Genomic DNA, 17,867 nt, shown 5'->3' on the forward strand with positions numbered 1-17,867 from the left:
ATCGACACGGTGGCTGCCGAGCACCCCACGATCCGGAAGGTCTGGGTCGACGGCGGCTACCGCCAGCACCTCGTCGAGCACGCCGCGGCCCTGGGAATCGACATGGAAATCACCCAACGCAAGCCCGGGACCAGGGGCTTCACTCCCATCCCGAAGCGGTGGGCCGTCGAGCGAACCTACGGATGGCTGATGTTTCACCGCCGCCTGGTCCGCGACTACGAAGCCCTGCCCACCCGCTCCGAAGCCATGATCCACCTCGCCATGACCGACCTCATGGCCCGCCGCCTCACCGGGGAAACCACCGTGTCCTGGCACGACCCAACATCCCAGGACGAAACACAATCCACGGGATGAAACACCGGGAGAAAACGACCTCTAAGACCACCGTGGCCCGCGCGATCCAGGAAGAAGGCGATGAGCCGTACCTGTACTGGGGCGTCGACACGCTGTTCTCGATGGTGCCGGAGAAATGGGTCGGCGCCCGCGGCGGGCATCTGAGCTTCGAAGGGTTCCGCTACGACCGGTCGGAGCATGACGAGGGCGGCCGTCGACTGGTCAGCATCCGGTACGGCGACGTCGGCCGCCGGATGCTTGCCGCCGCCTGTGCGTCGGTCGCCAAGCTGGCGCTCAAGGACTGCAATGTCGTGGTCGACGAGATGCTGCTGGATCCCGGTCTGCTGGAGGACACGCGCGAGCGCCGAACCCTGCAAGAACGTCTCGAAGGCGCCCGTTCAAATCTCCGCTTCGCCGACAAACGCATCGCCGCCCTGGAAGCCGAACTCCTGGAGCGCCCGAAGGACTAGGCGCTCCAGAATGCCTCAGTCCCACTGCCGACCTCGAAGTGCCACCAGCCCTCGTCCTGGCCGTGGACCAGCAGCCGCTTGAGCGCCGCGAAGTCAGTGCCGCTCGGCACGTCGAACGCCACCATCGGAAATTCGGCGCTGAAGACCTCGCCGCCGAGCCGAAAGTCCGAGAGGCTCTCGTGAATCTTCTCGTGGCTACGGCCCAGCGGCCCGGCCGGGATCGGCACCACACGGACAGCGCAGTTCCCGGAGGCGCTGACTCGCCCGGTTGCCCAGTGCAGTCCATCGTCGTCCGTTTGGAAGCAAACGACGTCCCCTTGGGCGACCCCGTTCTGGAGAAACGGGACGTTGTCCACGCGGGCGGTGTCCGCGCTGAGCCTCGTCGCCCACAGACCCTCAGTGTCCTGCGGGAACCACCCCTCGCGAGGAACGAACCGGAACCAGACCTTGATCCGGTCCCCGACGACCTCACCCTCTGACGCACTGTTCATGGGACACATGTTCTCTTATGCCTGAACGCCCTCTCAGGCCAGCGAGAAATTCATAGCCGGACACCTACTGCCAGCAATCTCTGGCCGCAATCTGGTGTGCGTACTGGTCGTCCGGGCCGATGTCCTGGACTGCCTTCTGGGCTTCATGCACTCGACCCGTCTCGCACATCAGTCGAACAAGGACGTACAAGGCGCCACGGTCACCGTCTTCGGCGCGGTCACGCAGCGCCGCCTCCATACCCCGCTCTCGGAGCGACCTGTTGAGTCGTCGACGTGCGTGGCTATCCGTGAGGGCGCGCTCCGTAAGCTCTGGAATCCGTTCCGCCCGGGCCAGCAGGTCCATGTGCCACAGATGGTTGTCGTGCATGTCTGGATCGTCCGAGAAGCACTCGGCATGGGCGCATACCAGCGCGATCGCCACATCCCATTCTTGAAGCTGTTCCGCCGCCCGGGCTCGCTCCAGCCATTCCACGGGACGAGTATCGCCCGTCGCCCCGCAGGACAGCACAGCCGAAGTAACCGCCGATGGGCGCCCTTCAGAACAATTCATGGCCAAACGCCCTCAAACCGGCCTCTAGCAATTACTCACGGAACCAGCGCCGGTGGCGCTACGCTGTTGTGCCGTGCAGGAGACTCGTCTCGACACCGCTCGGATCCGGGCGGCTCGCCGGGTGATCGATCCGGTGTATCTCGACACTCCGTTGTACCGCTGCGAGGCGCTGGAGCCCGGCCTCGGGTGCACGGTGAGCATCAAGCTCGAAACGGCGAACCCGGTCCGCAGCTTCAAGGCCCGCGGCACCGAGGTAGTCGCGAGCCTGCTCGCCGAGAATGCTTCGCGAGCCGCGGTGTGCGCGAGTGCGGGCAACCTCGGCCAAGCCCTCGCGTGGTCCGGCCGCGGCCGGGGGCTCGACGTCACCGTCGTGGCATCCCGCTTCGCGACTCGGGCCAAGCTTGATCGCATCCGCGCGTTGGACGCCGTGTTGGAGCTGGTGGACGGTGACCACGAGATGGCCCGCGAACGGGCGGCGTCCATCGCACGGTACGACGGCATCCGGCTGGTCGAAGACAGCCTGGACATCGAGACCTGCGAGGGCGCGGCAACCATCGGCCTGGAACTGGTGGACTCCACGACGCCGTTCGACGCCGTCCTGATCGCTCTCGGCGGCGGGGCACTGGCCACCGGTGTGGGTCATGTGCTGAAGGCATTGGCACCCGAGGTCGAGGTGATCTGCGTCCAGCCGCTGGGTGCACCGGCACTGACACACTCGTGGCGCCAGCGGCGTGTCGTCACCACCGGCTCGGCCAACACCATCGCTGACGGCGTCGCCGGCCGGTGTCCCATCCCGGCCGTCCTGGACGACCTCCTCCTGGTTGCTGACGCCGCCGTCCTGGTCCAGGAGGCGTCGATCATCGCCGGTATGCGGATGCTTCTTGACCACGCCGGCCTCGTCGTCGAACCTTCGGCCGCGCTCGGCATCGCTGCGATCCTCGAAGACCGCGACCGCTTCGCCGGCCGCCACGTCGTCACCATCGTGTGTGGCAGCAACGTCGACATGGATGCCTATCACCAATGGGTCGGCGCGGCTCCCATCTACAAGTCTTGACAATTCCTCACGTCGTCTCCTCCGCAGCACAAAGCCGCCCGGTCCGGGATCGAATCGACCTCAGTACGGGGTAGTGACGTGCTCCGCAATATCCTGGAGCACCGGCCGCGTATGCGCGGACGGACACGGTTGCATGCTCATTGAGGGGCTGGCTGTCGGGCTGGGAGGCCGGCCGCTCACTCACCCGGAGCTCCTGATCTGCCATCTTGCCTGCGCTTCCACGGTATCGCCGGGTTCAACCCTGGACCCCGCGTGTGCGCGGTGGAGTTCGCACTCAGTGTGCAAGCGAGTTCTTCCGCGCGGATTGCGCTGCCGCGACTGCCGCGTCGAAGTCCACGTCGTAGAAGTACTCGCCGTCGCGGAACGCACCGTCGAGCACCCCAACGGCATTCAGCGTCTTCGGCCCCAGGCGGTCAGCCTCCCTGCAGGACGCCAACGCGAACCTGGCGTCGCCCAGGCGGGCCCTACCGGTTGCAGGGTCACGGAGGATGTTGGGAGGGAGGATGCTGGGAGGGGTGCGAAGGAGCGAACTGGTGAAGATGGTGCCGCGGTGGTCGATGCTGGTGCCGGGCGTCAGGCCCGTCGGGTGGGCATCACGGTCGGCGTCGGTCAGGTGGGCAAGGCACGGTGGCGTGGCCGGGGACGTGGATGTCACGACATCCGGCGGGGGCGGCAGTGGGGTCTGCGCCTTGTGCGCAGTGCGGCCAGGCTGGCGGTTCAGGTGTGCTCACGGCTCGGCGGCTCCGCGGTGTCGGGTACGCCCGCATGGACGCCCCGGGGACAGGAACCGGTTCAGGCTTGACGATGACGGGCGACGCGCCCATCGGCGCTGACACTCAGGGCAACCCCACCAGGCCCCAGCCCCGGCGAGCAGCATCCGTCACCACTCCGCCCCATTCACGCAGAAGGGCAACGAAGTCCTCGAAGGTGTCCGGGCGGCCCGCCCAGCCCTCGCACTCGGCCGCGAACGGGCTGCTCAACTCCTCCAGGCACGGCTCCACCCGTTCCCAGGCCCGGGCCTTGTCCGCCACCGCCTCCGGCAGGCAGACCAGAAGGACATGCGGGTGCCAGCGGTCGGCGGCAGGCGGGAAGACTCCTCCGCCGCCGCTCGCCGCCGGCTCATTGGCCTGACCCGCGTCCCAGATCAGACCTCCGAGGAAGCTGTCCACCGCCTCCCGCGCGGGTGCGTCGACGAGCGGCCGCATGTCAGCCCATGCGGCGCCCGCGCGGGCATGCGGTACGTAGGCGCCGGTGGTGGTGAAGAAGCTGTACTCGGCGCACCACGCCGGCGCTGATCCAGGAGGCCAGAGCCAGCCGTCGGCCTGCTCGTTCGTGCTGTCGTACACGTCGTCGAGCTCCCACGGCCACGCCATGTCGTCGAACCGTCCGATCCGGCTCTCGACAGGGATGGCGCTCAACTGTTCCCAGTCCACCATGAACAGCGTGAGATCCCTACCCATGCCAGCAGCATAGGGATGGCAAGCACGGAACGTCGTGGCGGGTGACCGGCCGGTGCAGGGACGTCCGGCATGTCGCCGAGCGCTCCTACGGGCGGGAAGGGCGCGGTGTGGAACGTGGAGCCCGTCCCGGATGCCACCTCGCCCAGGGCCTTCCAGAAGCCGAGCGCGCCGTCGCCCACGGACAGGACCGAGGCGCGCATGCCGCGGCGGACGACGCCGGGGTCGCCAACAGGATTTCGTGCGCGCTGGGCCGGGCTGTGGGACGTGTCGGTGGCCGCGTGAGTGCGGGTGCTTCAGATGCCGCATCGCAGCCCCCACCGCCGCCTGCTGATCAAGGCGCGGTGACGGCGAGGGGCAGCGGGGGCGGAGGCCGGGGGTGCGTCAGCGTCCCCTGAAGCGGAGCGCGTCAGGGACAACCTCGGCTCATGACAGCAATAGGTACGTCTCATCCTCCCGTACGGTGCGGGCCGGCACTGAACTTCTACGGGGAATGGGCTCGGGTGTTTCGCGCTTCTATTGAGAATCACCATTTCGAGCGGGATGGGTGATTTTTGTGGGCTGCCCATGGCCGGGATGGCCTCTGCTGTCCGGCGTGGAGAACGCGGAGTCGCGTGTGCTGCCGAGGGCTGCCGAAGGCCATGGCAGTGAGCCTTGCGGTGGAATCAGGCGAGCGTGCGGGGACGGTGTTCCTCTGGAGGTCGGGGTCTAATTCGCTGCTCTTCGTCGGTCCGGAACCGGGCACACCTGGCTGGATCAATCGGTGCTCGCCTCCGAGGACGACCCGCCACGGACCGTGGTGCTCCTGGGGACCAGTCGAGGCAGCTACCGACAGTAGTGGAAGAACAAACTTAGGAACTGTGTCCGAATCGGAGCCCTCTGAACATCGGGAGCTCCGCTATGATCGACAAGAACTTGACAAGCTCGGTGATCTGCGGTCATCGGGAACTTGCCAGCAACCGAGGAGGCGGAGCGTTGGATCCCCGCGGGGTCGCGGCCGGCTCGCTGACCTTTCTGGTCCGCAGGGCCTGGTTGAACATGAGGTCGGCGATCGCTGGGGAGCTCACGGAGTTCGGTTTGACGACCTCGCAGTACGCCACCCTTCTGATGGCCGAGGCGCGGCCCGGGATGTCGGCGTCGGACATCGCGCGCGAGGTGGCGAGCTCCAGGCAGGCCGCCAACGAGATGCTCGTCGGGCTCGAGCACGAGGGGCTGATCGAGCGGCGGCCGAATCCGTCCGACCGGCGCAGCCATCAGATCTTCGTCACCGAGTCCGGGCGAACATATCTGACCGATGCCCGCAAAGCCGTCGACCGTTGCGAAGCCGAGTTGGAAGCCTCGTTCACCCCGAAGGAGCGCGTCGCGATCCGTGAATGGCTTGAAGGGATCGCGAGGGCGCGTCGCTGAGCCCAACCTGCCTGAGCCTATACGCGAATTTCACCTGGACCGCTTGAGCTGAATTGTTGGCCGCGCTACAGTTTTCTTGAGGAAAGTCAAGAAACCAAGGTCATGGGGGAATTCTTGCCGACGCTTTCGGGGACTCATCAGGGAACTCGCTCGGAAAGGTTTTCGGGAGCTGAGCGGGGAGGGTTCATCGAGCAATTCAACAGTGCGGGCGAGATGAGAGTTTCTGCTCTGAAGTCCGTCACGCGGGCCCGTTATGACGTTACGTTATCGGCACTGAGTCCGGAGTGGTATTCCGGTGAACGGGGCCGGGTGGTACGGAAAATAGTTGGTGAAGCGGAGCGGCGGGGAGTCGCCGTACGGGAGCTCTATCACCGTGACGATCTCCCCCATTGGTGCACTCCGGAATATCTGCTGTCCGCCGCGGAGCGTGACAGCCAGGTCCGGATCACCGACACCAAACTCCAGGAACTCGTCATCGTGGACTCCCAGGTCGCCTTCATGCGGACCCAGGTCGGTCCCTCCCAGGAACACTATCTGGCTACCTGGGCACCGCCGCTGATCAAGAATTTGCAGTCGTTGCTCGCGGCCGCCTGGAATGGCGCAAGTGAGCCATTGAGTTACCTGCGCCACCTCCGGTCCGATTTTGATGATGCAGATCGCCAGATCATCAATGAGCTGGCGTTCGGGCGCAAGGACGAGGTGGCTGCCCGTCGGTTGGGAATATCGCTTCGGACCTATCGGCGGCGGGTGGCGGAAATAATGAGCCGACTAGATGCGAATTCTCGGTTCCAAGCCGGTGTTCATGCCTTGCGGGACGGCCTCGTGAGCTGGGGAGGACGCGAGGAAGAATTCCTTCATCCGAGCTCCGCCTGAAATCATTCTCCCGCCCCCGGTCGTTCGGGGGCGGGAGAAAGGTTTTTCTTCGGGTTTGCTTGTGTGGTTCTTCTCCGAAGGGGTTCCGGCCGGCTCCGGACGGGCGGGGTCAGGAGCCCTGCCACCAGGTGGGCGGAACCTTGAGGGCGCCCTCGGGCCCTTTCGGGCGCAGGATCTGACGGGTCTGCCGGCCGACCGCGAGCAGGGTGCCGTCCGCGCTCCACAGGCTGCTGGACTCCACCGCCCAGCCGTCGCTCGACTGGTCCGTCCCGACCCGGACCAGTGCCCAGTCGCCGCTCTCGGCGAACGACAGTCCGTCGGTGAAGTGCGCCGAGTACTCGGCGGTCGGTACCGCCACCAGCTCGGAGGTCGCCGCGTAGAGCGCCGGGGGCATCGCGTCGAGCAGCACCAGCGCCGCCTCGGCGATCGGCAGATCAAGGTCCCGCAGCCGCAGCCAGGCGGTCATCTCGGGATGTGTCCCTCCCCCGAACGGCCGCTCCTCGCCCGCCATCCTGGTCTCGAAGTGGGCGGCATACGGGAACATCTGGGCCGGGAAGCCGGCATCCGGGCAGTCCGCGGGCGCCGGCACGACAGGTGTGTCGGCCGCCTGGAGCGTCGGCTTGTCCCCCGTGACACCGAACAGCGCCGTCGCCAACGCCACAGGCCGTTCGTGCTGTTCGAGCGTCGTGCGCACCACCGCGCTGGTCCGCGACTGGCGTACCACCTCCGACCGCACCAGCAGCGGGCGGTCCGACACCGGGGCGAGGAAGGAACTGTGCAGCGATCTGGGCGCCAGGTCCACGGTCAGCTGGTCGCCCGCGTGCCGAAGCATCAGCGTGGACACCAGACCGCCGAGAGCACCGGACCAGGTCCGCCACGACCTGTCGACCGGCGGCAGTGACGCCTCACTCGTCGTGGCAGCGTTCATCGTGCATCACCTTTCTGTGGCGCCGGCCGTTGAGGACCGGGGAGTTCGAGAAGATCGAGGGGCCGTGTCGAGGGGCAGGCCGGTCGTCCCGACAGGCCGGCCGGACACCGTGCCGTGGTCAGTGGCCATGGCGCCTGGGGGGTGCTACGACGGCGCCCCGTCCCCGGGGCGGGTGCCGGCGGGGAAGTCGTCCTCGGCGGTGCGGCCGAGCCGCCGCCCGGCCGTGTGCCCCTTGGCCTGTACGGGCTTCAGCTCGCCGGCCCGGGCGAGCCCGATGCGTCCCATGTTCGCGTAGACGGTCTCGTACTGCCCGTCCTTCACCAGGTACGTCTCGTGCCAGATGCCGACGTCCCCGGACTTGAGGACCCGTTGGTTGTACCGCCGCCAGGACGGCAGGTGCGGGTCGTCGGTCTTCCGGGCGAAGGCTTCGAGCTGTTCGAAGCTGCGCCAGTACTGCACGACTGTCGGCCCGACGCCGGAGATCAGGGCGAAGTAGGTGCACAGGGCTCCCTTCTCGGGATGCTCGCGCAGGTCCTTGACCATGCCGAACATCGACCGGAAGACCGGCCACCACCTGTGGATCCGCCAGGGGCGGTTCACGTGCATGCCGATCAGGAAGACGACGAAGTCGCCCTCGATGTGTGCGGTGTGGCGGCCGCGGTGGACCTGTGGCATGGGGTGATGCTCCTTCCGAGCAGCGGTCGGTTCATAGGGTGAGGAGTCCCCACTCGATGGCCCGGACCACGGCGAGGGTGCGGTTCGGACAGTTGAGCTTGGCCAGGACGATTCCGACCAAGCGCTTGACGCCGTGCTCGGAAATGCTCAGGGAGCGCGCGACCTGCCGGTTGCTCAGCCCGCCGGCGATCAGCCGCAGCACCTGGAGTTCACGTGCCGTCAGTGAGATCGAGACCCGGCGCGCGGCCGGTGCGTCCGCGGCCGGCTCGGATGCCGTCACCGACCGCCGTGCCAGGGTCTCCGACATGTAGAACCGCCCGGACGCGATGTCGGCGATCGCCTCGCACAGTGAATCGGGGCGGAGGTCCGCCCAGTCGAGGAAGCCGTGAGCGCGATCGGCCCACGACTGGTCGAGCGCGGAGGCCGAGTCGATCAGGATCAGCATGCGGATGCCGTGTGTGCGCAGGGCCTCGGCGGTTTCGTCGGGCAGGGGGGCCGTGACATCGCTGGAGGAGATGATCAGCTGGTCGCCGGAGAATCCGGCGAGCTCCTCGAAGTCCGTGCAGGCATGCGTCATGGGCGGGGTGTCGAGCGAACGGAACATTCCCTCGATCCCGTAGCGCCGCATGTCGTCGCGGATCATCAGGGCTATCTCGATGCCGTCGTCGAGCGTGCGGGTCGGCACGGTGTCTCACTTTCCTGCGGCGGCCGTCACGCGGATGCCGGTCGTTGGATTGACTTGACCTCGCAGAATTCCTCCAGTCCGAAGCGGCCGAGCTCACGGCCGTTGCCCGACTGGCGGTAGCCGCCGAACGGGGCAGCCGTGTTGAAGGCCGCGCCGTTGATGTCGACCTGTCCGGTGCGAAGCCGTCGGGCGACGGCCAGCGCATGGTCGGGGTCCTCGGAGAACACCGCGCCGCCGAGGCCGTAACGGGTGGCGTTCGCGATCTCCACCGCCTCGTCCTCGGAGGAGTACGGGATGATCGACAGCACCGGTCCGAAGATCTCCTCCTGGGCGATCACCGCGGCCGGGTCGACGCCTGCGAAGACGGTGGGCCGGACGAAGTAGCCGCGCTCGAACCCGTCCGGGGGTGTCGGGCCGCCGGCCGCGAGCTGTGAGCCGTCGGCAATTCCGCGTTCGATGTAGCCCCGTACGCGGTCGCGCTGGGCGGCGGATGCCAGCGGGCCCAGGCGGGTGTCCGGCTGGGTGGGGTCACCCACGGTGAACGCCTCCGCCTCCGCGGCTGCCGCCGCCACCGCCTGGCTGTGCAACGCGGCGGGCACCAGCATGCGGGACCAGGCCCAGCACAGCTGGCCCCCGTTCATGAAGCAGTTCGCGACACCGGCCCGGACGGCGGCGTGGAGGTCGGCGTCCGGGAGCACCAGGTTGGCGGACTTGCCGCCCAGTTCCAGGGCGACCCGCTTGACGGTTCCTGCGGCGAGTGCCGCGACGCGCTTGCCCGCCGCCGTCGATCCGGTGAAGGACACCATGTCGACATCGGGGTGGGTGGCGAGCGCCTCGCCGACCACCGGGCCCTCGCCGTGGACGATGTTGAGGACGCCGTCGGGGATCCCCGCGTCGTGGACGGCCTCGGCGAGGAACCGCGCGGTCAGCGGTGCGGTCTCGCTCGGCTTCAGCACGACCGTGTTCCCGGCCAGCAGCGCGGGTACGACCTTGGCGACGGCCTGGTGCAGCGGAAAGTTCCACGGAGTGATCGCCGCGACCACCCCGACCGGCTCGCGGACGACGGTCGAATGCCCGATCTGCTCGGTCCAGGCGAGTTCCTCCGCGGCGGCGGCGACCGCGGCCGACGTGGCGGCCGGCAGGCTTGCCTGCACCCGTTGCGAGAACCACGTCGGCACACCGACCTCCGCGGTGATCGTCGCGGCGATCTCGTCGTGCCGGGCCGACAGTCCCTTCGCGATCGCCCGTGCCGCGGCGATGCGGGATTCGAGCGGCACGGCGGACCAGTGGCCGAATGCCTTCCCGGCCGCGGCGACCGCCGGTTCCACGTCCGCCGCGGTGCCTGCCGGTACGGCCGCCAGGCGCTCCTCGGTCGTCGGGTCGATCACGTCGATCCATCGGGTGTGCCCGGTGGTCCAGGCTCCGTCGATCCAGTCCGTCTGTTCGGGCAGGGACGCCATCAGCCGCAGCCACCCGCGGTGTCCTGGTCGAACTGGCCCACCAGGTCGGCGAGTTCGGCCGGAATGCCCTCCATCGGGTCGCCGTCGATGTCGAGGACGACCGGTACCGGGCGACGCAGGCCGGTCAGGCTCTCCGTCTCTGGTGCCCGGTCGGCGATCGGCTGTGTCGTCATGCCGCCTTGCCCTTCTGCTGCCACTGACGGAATCCCGCGATGAAGTCGTCGAGACGGTCCAGGCCCCAGTACCGCTGGAAGCCGACCTTGAAGTACGGCGCGCCGAACACGTCGTCCAGGTAGGCCGCTTCCTGGGCTGCCATGCCCTCTTCCCGCAGCTCCGGGTCCTCGGGGGCGGCGCTCAGTGCTTCGCCGTCGAGCCCGGCCGCATCGGCGATCCTGCGCACCGTCTCCCGGTCGCAGATGTCCTCGCCACGCTCCCAACGGGCCTCGACCAGCGCCCAGTACAGGGTGTTCTGGTCGCCGGTCCGCTTGGCGGCGAGCCACGCGTGGTGCGGCAGCACCCACCACGGCTTGCGGTCGACCGGCCAGGTCATGCCGAAACCGAACCGGGCGGACAGCCGCTTGACGTCCTGGAGGATGTAGAGGTGCTTGGCCTTGCTCATGTCCCGGTAGTGCAGCTCGATCCCCCTTTCCGCCATCGATTTCCAGGTCTGCTCGTCCGGGTAGAAGTACGGGATCCATTCCAGCGAGTCGAGTGCCTCCGGGCAGCGCTCGGCCAGCAGCCTGCTCGCCATCCAGCTGTAGGGGCTGTGCAGGGAGAAGTAGAACTTCGGGGGGTAGCGGGTGCTCACAGACGCACTCCTTCCGGTACCGGCCGCCGCCCGGTTCCCGGGTCGGCGGGCAGGTGGCGGAGCAAGAACTCCGAGACGAGTTCGGTCACCCTGCGGGGCCTCTCGATGTGACAGAAATGGGTCAGCTCGTCCTCGAGCCGGATCTCCGCGGCCGGCATCTCGTGGCCCAGGGCCTCGGCGCGCGGGCCGCTGATGCCGGGATCTGCCGACCCGCCGACCACGAGCGTCGGCACGGTGTTCGAGGAGAGGTCGATTCCGGACGAGGAGATGAAGATGTCGAACAGGCTGAGAAAGCCCTCCGGGCCGATGCGGTCGAGGGCCTTCTTGGCCATCAGGTCGAGGATCTCCGGTTCGAGCCGCTCGGCGCGCTCACCGAGGCGTGCCCGCAGCCCGGCCTCCATGATGGTCCGGAAGTCGGCGAGCGAGCGGTCGAACATCGCCCAGTCCACCGGGGCGGAAGCCAGGCGGTAGAACGGCGACAGCAGCGCCACCGCGTCGACCTGCCGTGTCGGGCCCGATGCCAGCCAGTGCAGCACGGCGTTCGCGCCCATGGAGTGGGCGACGACGACCGAGACCGGCTGGGGTACCAGTTCCAGGGCGTGTTCCACCCATTGCGCCGCCGTCCCGCCCGCGCGCCACGCGTAGTCGCCGCCGGCCCGCCACGGCAGGTCGATGGCGTAGCAGTGGAACCGGTCGCCGAACCCGTCCGCCATCGGCTTCCAGCTCTGCCAGTCGTCCTCCAGGCCGTGCAGCATGACCATCGTCGGACGGTGGGCCGGGCTGTGAGCGCTCAGCGGGACGCCGCCGGCCACGGACCGGGCGACCGGTTCCCAGGTGCTATGCGCTCGTCGCACGGCTCCACCCCCGGATCACGGCCACACCGGCCATCCCCTCGGAGGTGAGTGATGTGACCAGGGAGACCTGGCCGTCGCGCTCGGGGTTCTTGCGGTGCTCCGCGAGCAGCGCGGCCAGCTGCATTCCGCCTGCCGCGGAGTAGGTCTCGCCGACCAGTTCCTTGACCGGCAGGAGGTTCGGTGTGTCGGTGCCCAGCGCGGTGGTGATGGCCAGCCGTTCGATCCGGTCGCGCCTGGGCGAACCGGAGAGCGACGGTGCGACCGTCCAGACGTCGCCCGGCTGGACACCGGCCGACTCGAGTGCCCGGACGATGCACTCCGTCATGCCGACGACCGGGTCGTCCTCGCCGCCGGGCTCCCCGTAGAGGCCGCACTCGACCGCCAGGATCTCCGCGTCGAGGCCGCGGCCGGCCGTCCGTACGGTCCCGGCGTCCTCCAGTACGAAGAAGGCGCCGCCCTCGCCGACGTCGACACGCGTCTCCTCTCCGCTTCTGGCCTGGTGCGATGCCCAGGCCCGGGTCGGGGAGAACTCCTCCACCACACCGGTCACCGCGGCGTTCACATAGCCGTTGCGGACCTTGTTGCGGGCGTAGCGCAGCGCGGTTAGGAAGGCCATCTGTCCACCGGACACCGTGGCGTTGACGCCCTTGAGGTGGTGCCAGATCGCCGTGGCGCTCGCCGCGCCGTTCATCACCGCGTACGGGAACAGCACCGGGTTGACGAGGTAGGGCTTGTCGCTGGTGTACATCTCGTGGATGAAGTCCGACATCGCCTGGGGCCCGCCGCTGCTCAGGCCGAGCACCAGCCCGATGTCTTCGCCCGCTTTCTCGTCCGCCGGGTCGTGGACCAGGCCGGCGTCTTCGAGGGCGAGCTTGCAGGTGACCACGGAGAGCGCGGTCGAGCGGTCGAAGAAGCTGCTTCCCTTCCGGCGCAGGTGTGCCTTGGCGTTGAAGTCGGGGATGGCACAAGCGGTTTCGGACGGGAGTTCCTGCTCGAACATCTCCGTCACGTCCTTGCGGCCGCTGAGGCGTTGGCCCCAGTTCTCGGAGAACTCCTCCGCACCGGTGCCGATGGCGGACAGCACCCCCCAGCCGGTCACGGCCATGACGCTCACTCGTACCTCCCGAAGATGGTGATGGCGTTGTTGCCACCGAAGGCGAACCCGTTGTTCTGCACGATCCGTACGTCGGCGGACCGTGAGGTGTTGGGCACCACGTCGACCCCCGCGAAGTTCGGGTCGAGCGTGGTCAGGTTGATGGTCGGCGGGATGAAGCCGTCCTGGATCGCCAGGCAGGAGGCGATCGCTCCGAAGCCGCTCGCGGCGCCCATGGAGTGGCCGAGCATCGACTTGATCGAACTCATCGGTGGGAGTTCGTCGCCGAACACCTCGCGCATGGCGGCGATCTCGGCGGTGTCGTTCGACGGTGTGCCGGTGCCGTGGGCGCAGATGTAGTCGATCTCCTCCTGTTTCACCCCCGCGTTCTTGTGGGCCCGGCGGGTGCATTCGGCGATCGATGCGGCAAGCGGGGACACCATGTGGTTGGCGTCGCAGTTGAGCCCGTAGCCGAGCACTTCGGCGTAGATCCTGGCGTCCCGGGCGAGCGCCGAGTCCAGTGACTCGAGCAGCAGCGCGGAGCTGCCCTCACCGATGAGGATGCCCTTGCGGTTCGCGTCGAAGGGTGTGCACACGTCCTTCGCGAGAGCGCCGAGCCGGTAGAAGCCGGCCACGGCGAACGCGCACATGGCTTCCGAGCCGCCGGCGATCATGTAGTCGCTGTCACCGCCCGCGATCGCGTCGTAGGCGTAGCCGATGGCGTAGTTGCTCGCCGAGCACGCGGTCGCGAGCGTCACCGCCTCGCCGTCGATGCCGAGTTCGCGGTTGGCCGCGACAGCGATCCGGTAGGCGGGGATCTTCTGCACGAGGTCGCCGAACTCGGCGGCGGTCCCCTCGTCCAGCCACTTCCTGTACGCGTCCTCGTGGAGCCTGGTCTCGCCTCCGGTCGTTCCGAAGACCGACCCGGCCCGGCCGCGTCGCAGCTCGGCGCGGTCGAGGCCTGCGTCGTCGGCCGCCAGCCTCGCCACGGCGGCCGCGGCGAGGCTGGCCGGTCCCCAGGCTTCCGGGTCGACGTTCTTGACGTAGTCCGAGGGGTGGACGTCGCCCAATTCGTTCGCGATGTTGTGCGGGAATCCGGAGGCGTCGAAGCTGCGGATGGGCCCGCTGTTGCTTTTTCCGGCGCGTAAACCGGCTGCGAATGCGTCCGGGCCGACACCGATGGTTGACAGGGGTCCGAGGCCGGTGATCACCACTCGGCGGGTCATGTCAGAGATTCCCGTCGGAGTGCTCGACCAGGGTGTTGTACACGGCCTGCAGGTTCACCATGTCGGCGAGGCATTCCTGCGGCAGCGAGATCTTGTACTTCTTCTCGATGCGAGCCAGGATCTCGATCGCCTGGAGCGAGTCGGCCTCGTGGGCGTCGATGAAGAGGCTGGTCTCGGTGATCTTCTCCGGTTCCTCCTCGAGAACCTCTGCGATCATCTCGCGGAGTTCGTCCATCAGCTGCTGGTTGATTGCAGTCGTCATCGCGTCACAACTTTCTGGGATGTCTGTTCGCTACTGGGTGCCTTGCGGAATATTCGAGCCGAGCCGGAATGTGGGCGTCGGCTCGATGGGGTTCTGCCTGTGGGCGTCATGCCCGGTCGGCGATCCCCTCGTTCGGGCGCACGACCGCGATTGCCTCGCCGACGGTCATGACGGGCCTGTCGCCGACGAAACTCTGGCCGGACAGGAATGCGTTGTCGCCTACCAGCTGGTCGATCTTCAAGCTGTGTCGTACGGTTTCGCCCGGGTGGACCGGGGAATGAAACCGGACGTTCTTGGCCGCGGCGAATATGAGTGTTCCGCTCAGGGATTCACCACGGCTCCTGATGCTTTCCAGCCAGAGCACGGCACCACTCTGACAGAAAGATTCGATGAGCAGTGACTTCGGATAGGCGAAAGCGCCCGGATCGAGACCTTCGGCCATGTTCGCGTAGCATGGCTCGCTGCCGGAAACTGCTTTTACGGTGACGATGCGGTCGAATGGATGCAGCTCCAGGGCCGCGTCGACGAGCAGAATCGGGTGGCGGTGCGGAAGGATGTTCCGAATTCCGGCGTGGTCGATCACCGGGTGCCTCCGCCCGTAATCCGGTACATCAGTTTCAATCGCGCCGCGGCGGCGCCCGCGGCGGTACGGCAGTTCGCTTCCACGGCCAGGTCGTCACCCTGGACAGCGACCTGGCAGGACACCTGCAGTGTGTCTCCCGGCAGGACGGGCGAGGTGAAGCGCGCGGACATGACAGTGACCAGATCGGCGATCCGGTCGGCGCCGAGCACGCGTGCCACGTATGCGTCGACCGTCTGGTTCACCGATTCCATGATGAACACGCCGGGATAGATCGTGAAGTCCGGGTAATGTCCTTCGAGATACGGTTCCCCGGTGTGGATCATTTTTGTTGCCGTGATCCCGGACTCGCTGACCTGGACGATTTCGTCGATCGCTTCCAGGGGTGCGGAAAACTTGCGATTCTCCGGCATCAGAAGGCGATTCCACCGTCGACCTGGATGACCTGTCCGGTGATGTAGGAGGCGCGCTCCGAGACAAGGAAGGAAACCAGGTCGGAGACGTTTTCCGGGCTGCCGATACGCTTCATCGGAATCATCCCGAGTGCGGCTTTCCTGGCCTTGTCCGTGAGTCCTGAGGTCATGTCCGTATCGATGAACCCGGGCGCCACCACATTGACGCGGATTCCGTATTTGGCGACTTCCTTGGAGAGCGCCCTGCTCATACCGTGGATGCCCGACTTCGCCGCCGAGTAGTTGGTCTGGGTCGGGTTCCCGAACACGCCGGCGACCGACGAGATGTTCACGATGGTGCCGCTCTTGCGTTTCATGAACCCGAAAACCGCGCTGCGACAGAAGTTGTAGGTGCCGGAGAGGTTGGTGTCGATGACCGCGTGCCAGTCCGCGGCCGGCATCAGGACCATGGGGTTGTCCTTGACGATACCGGCAGAGTTGACCAGAACGGCGGTGTCGCCGAGCTTCTCCTCCACAGTCCCGAGGAATGCCTGCACCGAACTGAGGTCGGCTACATCGCAGGGCGCGTGATAGCACTCCACGCCCAGATCACGAATCTCTTTCTCGGTCTGCACGGCCGCGTCGCCGCCGAGGCGATAGCAGAACGCAATGTCATATCCGTCCGCCGCCAACTGGACGGCGACTGCCCGACCGATTCCCCGGGAGCCGCCGGTGACGACTGCGGGCCCTCGCTCGCTCATTGTTTTCGCCCCCTCGGATTGCCTTTCGCAATCGATGCTAGGGCCGCCCCGACGGCTCCCCCGATCAGTGGCAGGTACGTGCCAAAAAAACTGCCGATCCGATCGTTGCGCCCCCTGGCCACCGGCCCGAGCTGCCTGCAACGGAGCTGCCGAGGGGCCGGCCGGAGGCGGACGCGCGGCGGCCCCGTGCGCTCCGGTACAGGTGTTTCGGGCGCACGAGGCCGGGGAATAGGGGCGCGCCTCAGCTCTGCGGGGCCAGTCGCCGGTCGCTCGCCGACGGGATGCCCAGCTCCTTCCAGACGTCGCGGAGCGCCTCGGCGAAGTCCTCCACGTCGGAGCGAGTGTGCACCGCGGACGGAGCGATCCGCAGGATCTCCTGACCGACCGGCACGCTGGGGGCGTTGATGGGCTGCACGTACATCCCGTGCCGCTCGAGCAGCAGCCTGGACACCTGCTTGCACGCCCGGTCGTCCCCGATGAAGGCGCTCACGATGTGTGAGTCCGCGGATATGAACGGGATGTCCGCCTCGTCGAGCAGCTGATGCAACAGCCGCGCGTTCTCGGCCAGGGCCTGCCGTTCGACCTCGGAGTTCCGCAGGTGGCGGACCGAGACCAACGACCCGGCCGCGTTCGCCGGCGGCAGCGAGGTGGTGAAGATGAAGCCGCGCGAGAGCGTACGGACGGCATCGATGAGGGCCGCCGGTCCGGCGACATAGCCGCCGACCGTGCCGAAGCCCTTGGCCAGGGTGCCCATGACGACCGTGAACCGGTCGGCGATGCCCTCCCGGGCGGCGATGCCCGCACCCTCGGGGCCGTACATGCCGACCGCGTGCACCTCGTCGAGGTACGTCGTGGCGTTGTAACGGTCCGCGAGATCGGCCATCGCGGCCAGCGGTGCGATGTCGCCGGACATCGAGTAGACCGACTCCAGGACGATCAGCTTCGGGCGGTCCGCGGGAGTGGCCGCGAGCAGTTCTTCCAGGTGGGCGACGTCGTTGTGCCGGAAGACGTGCTTCTGCGCGCCGCTGTGCCGCAGGCCGTCGATGATCGATGCGTGGTTCTCCGCGTCGGAGAACACGACGGTGTCCTTCGGCAGCCCGGCCAGCACGGTGAGGGCTCCGTCGTTGGCGGTGAATCCGGAGGTGAAGAGGAGGGCGGCCTCCTTGCCGTGCAGCTCCGCGAGCTCCCGCTCCAGCTGGACGTGGTACTGGTTGGTTCCGCTGATGTTGCGGGAACCGCCGGAACCTACGCCATGGGCCCGGATCGCGCTCGTCGTCGCTTCGATGACCCGGGGGTTCTCACCCATGCCGAGGTAGTCGTTGCTGCACCAGGCAGTGATCCGGAGGCTTTCCCCGTCCCGCCGCGCGGTGGCGGTGGGGAACTTGCCGGAGTGGCGGGCGATCTCCAGGAACTCCCGCCGGTGGGTGGCGACCCGCTCAGCGATGGTGCCTTCGGAATACGACTCCAGGTGAAGATTCATTCCGTTCGCCTTTTCTGTCGAATTTTGT

General features: G+C 67.5%; 23 protein-coding genes. 5 read left to right on the forward strand and 18 right to left on the reverse strand.

Annotation, left to right across the window (positions count from 1 at the left end):
- The coding region (locus tag ACFCV8_RS20475) for a transposase (protein WP_376686804.1) at window positions 1–354 on the forward strand (354 nt) is incomplete at its 5' end.
- A complete protein-coding gene (locus ACFCV8_RS20480) occupies window positions 351–803 on the forward strand; it encodes a hypothetical protein (protein ID WP_376686805.1) in 453 nt (150 codons plus the stop codon). The genes ACFCV8_RS20475 and ACFCV8_RS20480, both read left to right, overlap by 4 nt.
- On the opposite strand, the gene ACFCV8_RS20485 is transcribed toward ACFCV8_RS20480, so the two are convergent.
- A complete protein-coding gene (locus ACFCV8_RS20485; RefSeq protein WP_376686806.1) occupies window positions 800–1,294 on the reverse strand; it encodes a DUF4265 domain-containing protein in 495 nt (164 codons plus the stop codon). The two genes, ACFCV8_RS20480 and ACFCV8_RS20485, sit on opposite strands and share 4 nt — an antisense overlap.
- A gap of 64 nt (window positions 1,295–1,358) precedes the next feature.
- Entirely contained in the window at window positions 1,359–1,766 is a 408-nt protein-coding gene (locus tag ACFCV8_RS20490) for a hypothetical protein (RefSeq protein ID WP_376686807.1), read from the reverse strand.
- Between the two features lie 151 nt (window positions 1,767–1,917).
- On the opposite strand from ACFCV8_RS20490, the gene ACFCV8_RS20495 reads away from it, so the two are divergent.
- Window positions 1,918–2,898 carry a threonine/serine dehydratase gene (locus ACFCV8_RS20495; RefSeq protein ID WP_376686808.1) on the forward strand — a complete coding sequence of 327 codons (981 nt, stop codon included), beginning with the start codon at window positions 1,918–1,920 and terminating at the stop codon, window positions 2,896–2,898.
- Between the two features lie 274 nt (window positions 2,899–3,172).
- Here the strand turns inward: ACFCV8_RS20495 and ACFCV8_RS20500 are convergent, their stop codons facing one another.
- On the reverse strand, window positions 3,173–3,553 hold the full coding sequence (locus ACFCV8_RS20500) for a hypothetical protein (RefSeq protein WP_376686809.1): 381 nt from the start codon (window positions 3,551–3,553) through the stop codon (window positions 3,173–3,175).
- A 181-nt stretch (window positions 3,554–3,734) separates the two neighbouring features.
- Window positions 3,735–4,358: a hypothetical protein gene (locus ACFCV8_RS20505; protein WP_376686810.1), complete on the reverse strand. Its 624-nt coding sequence runs from the start codon at window positions 4,356–4,358 to the stop codon at window positions 3,735–3,737.
- Window positions 4,359–5,255: 897 nt separating this feature from the next.
- On the opposite strand from ACFCV8_RS20505, the gene ACFCV8_RS20510 reads away from it, so the two are divergent.
- Complete coding sequence (locus tag ACFCV8_RS20510; RefSeq protein ID WP_376686811.1) at window positions 5,256–5,762, forward strand: MarR family winged helix-turn-helix transcriptional regulator; 507 nt, start codon at window positions 5,256–5,258, stop codon at window positions 5,760–5,762.
- Between the two features lie 102 nt (window positions 5,763–5,864).
- On the forward strand, window positions 5,865–6,635 hold the full coding sequence (locus ACFCV8_RS20515) for a hypothetical protein (protein ID WP_376686812.1): 771 nt from the start codon (window positions 5,865–5,867) through the stop codon (window positions 6,633–6,635).
- A gap of 109 nt (window positions 6,636–6,744) precedes the next feature.
- On the opposite strand, the gene ACFCV8_RS20520 is transcribed toward ACFCV8_RS20515, so the two are convergent.
- From ACFCV8_RS20520 to hemA, 14 genes are all read right to left on the reverse strand, one after another.
- Window positions 6,745–7,563 carry an acyl-CoA thioesterase gene (locus tag ACFCV8_RS20520; protein WP_376686813.1) on the reverse strand — a complete coding sequence of 273 codons (819 nt, stop codon included), beginning with the start codon at window positions 7,561–7,563 and terminating at the stop codon, window positions 6,745–6,747.
- Between the two features lie 144 nt (window positions 7,564–7,707).
- Window positions 7,708–8,238 carry a DUF4188 domain-containing protein gene (locus tag ACFCV8_RS20525; RefSeq protein WP_376686814.1) on the reverse strand — a complete coding sequence of 177 codons (531 nt, stop codon included), beginning with the start codon at window positions 8,236–8,238 and terminating at the stop codon, window positions 7,708–7,710.
- 31 nt (window positions 8,239–8,269) lie between these two features.
- The gene (locus ACFCV8_RS20530; RefSeq protein ID WP_376686815.1) at window positions 8,270–8,923 is read right to left on the reverse strand and encodes a LuxR C-terminal-related transcriptional regulator; all 654 of its coding nucleotides are present in this window, start codon (window positions 8,921–8,923) and stop codon (window positions 8,270–8,272) included.
- Window positions 8,924–8,949: 26 nt separating this feature from the next.
- Complete coding sequence (locus tag ACFCV8_RS20535) at window positions 8,950–10,383, reverse strand: aldehyde dehydrogenase family protein (protein ID WP_376686816.1); 1,434 nt, start codon at window positions 10,381–10,383, stop codon at window positions 8,950–8,952.
- Window positions 10,383–10,556 carry a hypothetical protein gene (locus ACFCV8_RS20540; RefSeq protein WP_376686817.1) on the reverse strand — a complete coding sequence of 58 codons (174 nt, stop codon included), beginning with the start codon at window positions 10,554–10,556 and terminating at the stop codon, window positions 10,383–10,385. Before ACFCV8_RS20540 ends, ACFCV8_RS20535 begins: the two co-directional genes overlap by 1 nt.
- Complete coding sequence (locus tag ACFCV8_RS20545) at window positions 10,553–11,191, reverse strand: 2-hydroxychromene-2-carboxylate isomerase (RefSeq protein WP_376686818.1); 639 nt, start codon at window positions 11,189–11,191, stop codon at window positions 10,553–10,555. Before ACFCV8_RS20545 ends, ACFCV8_RS20540 begins: the two co-directional genes overlap by 4 nt.
- Complete coding sequence (locus ACFCV8_RS20550; RefSeq protein WP_376686819.1) at window positions 11,188–12,045, reverse strand: alpha/beta fold hydrolase; 858 nt, start codon at window positions 12,043–12,045, stop codon at window positions 11,188–11,190. The genes ACFCV8_RS20545 and ACFCV8_RS20550 overlap by 4 nt, the downstream gene beginning before the upstream one ends.
- Window positions 12,029–13,150, reverse strand: a complete 1,122-nt coding sequence (locus ACFCV8_RS20555) for a beta-ketoacyl synthase N-terminal-like domain-containing protein (RefSeq protein ID WP_376686834.1) — start codon at window positions 13,148–13,150, stop codon at window positions 12,029–12,031. The genes ACFCV8_RS20550 and ACFCV8_RS20555 overlap by 17 nt, the downstream gene beginning before the upstream one ends.
- Window positions 13,151–13,155: 5 nt before the next feature.
- The gene (locus ACFCV8_RS20560) at window positions 13,156–14,364 is read right to left on the reverse strand and encodes a beta-ketoacyl-[acyl-carrier-protein] synthase family protein (RefSeq protein ID WP_376686820.1); all 1,209 of its coding nucleotides are present in this window, start codon (window positions 14,362–14,364) and stop codon (window positions 13,156–13,158) included.
- 1 nt (window position 14,365) lies between these two features.
- Window positions 14,366–14,626 (reverse strand): acyl carrier protein, encoded by a 261-nt coding sequence (locus tag ACFCV8_RS20565; RefSeq protein ID WP_376686821.1) that lies wholly within the window; start codon window positions 14,624–14,626, stop codon window positions 14,366–14,368.
- A gap of 106 nt (window positions 14,627–14,732) precedes the next feature.
- The gene (locus ACFCV8_RS20570; RefSeq protein WP_376686822.1) at window positions 14,733–15,209 is read right to left on the reverse strand and encodes a 3-hydroxyacyl-ACP dehydratase FabZ family protein; all 477 of its coding nucleotides are present in this window, start codon (window positions 15,207–15,209) and stop codon (window positions 14,733–14,735) included.
- Window positions 15,206–15,619 carry a 3-hydroxyacyl-ACP dehydratase FabZ family protein gene (locus ACFCV8_RS20575; protein WP_376686823.1) on the reverse strand — a complete coding sequence of 138 codons (414 nt, stop codon included), beginning with the start codon at window positions 15,617–15,619 and terminating at the stop codon, window positions 15,206–15,208. Before ACFCV8_RS20575 ends, ACFCV8_RS20570 begins: the two co-directional genes overlap by 4 nt.
- Window positions 15,619–16,359, reverse strand: coding sequence for a 3-oxoacyl-ACP reductase FabG (fabG, locus tag ACFCV8_RS20580; RefSeq protein WP_376686824.1), 741 nt, complete (start codon window positions 16,357–16,359; stop codon window positions 15,619–15,621). Before fabG ends, ACFCV8_RS20575 begins: the two co-directional genes overlap by 1 nt.
- A gap of 241 nt (window positions 16,360–16,600) precedes the next feature.
- Window positions 16,601–17,839, reverse strand: coding sequence for a 5-aminolevulinate synthase (gene hemA, locus ACFCV8_RS20585; RefSeq protein WP_376686825.1), 1,239 nt, complete (start codon window positions 17,837–17,839; stop codon window positions 16,601–16,603).
- Window positions 17,840–17,867: the final 28 nt, after the last annotated feature.

Source organism: Streptomyces sp. NPDC056347 (genome assembly GCF_042262625.1).
Lineage (GTDB): Bacteria > Actinomycetota > Actinomycetes > Streptomycetales > Streptomycetaceae > Streptomyces.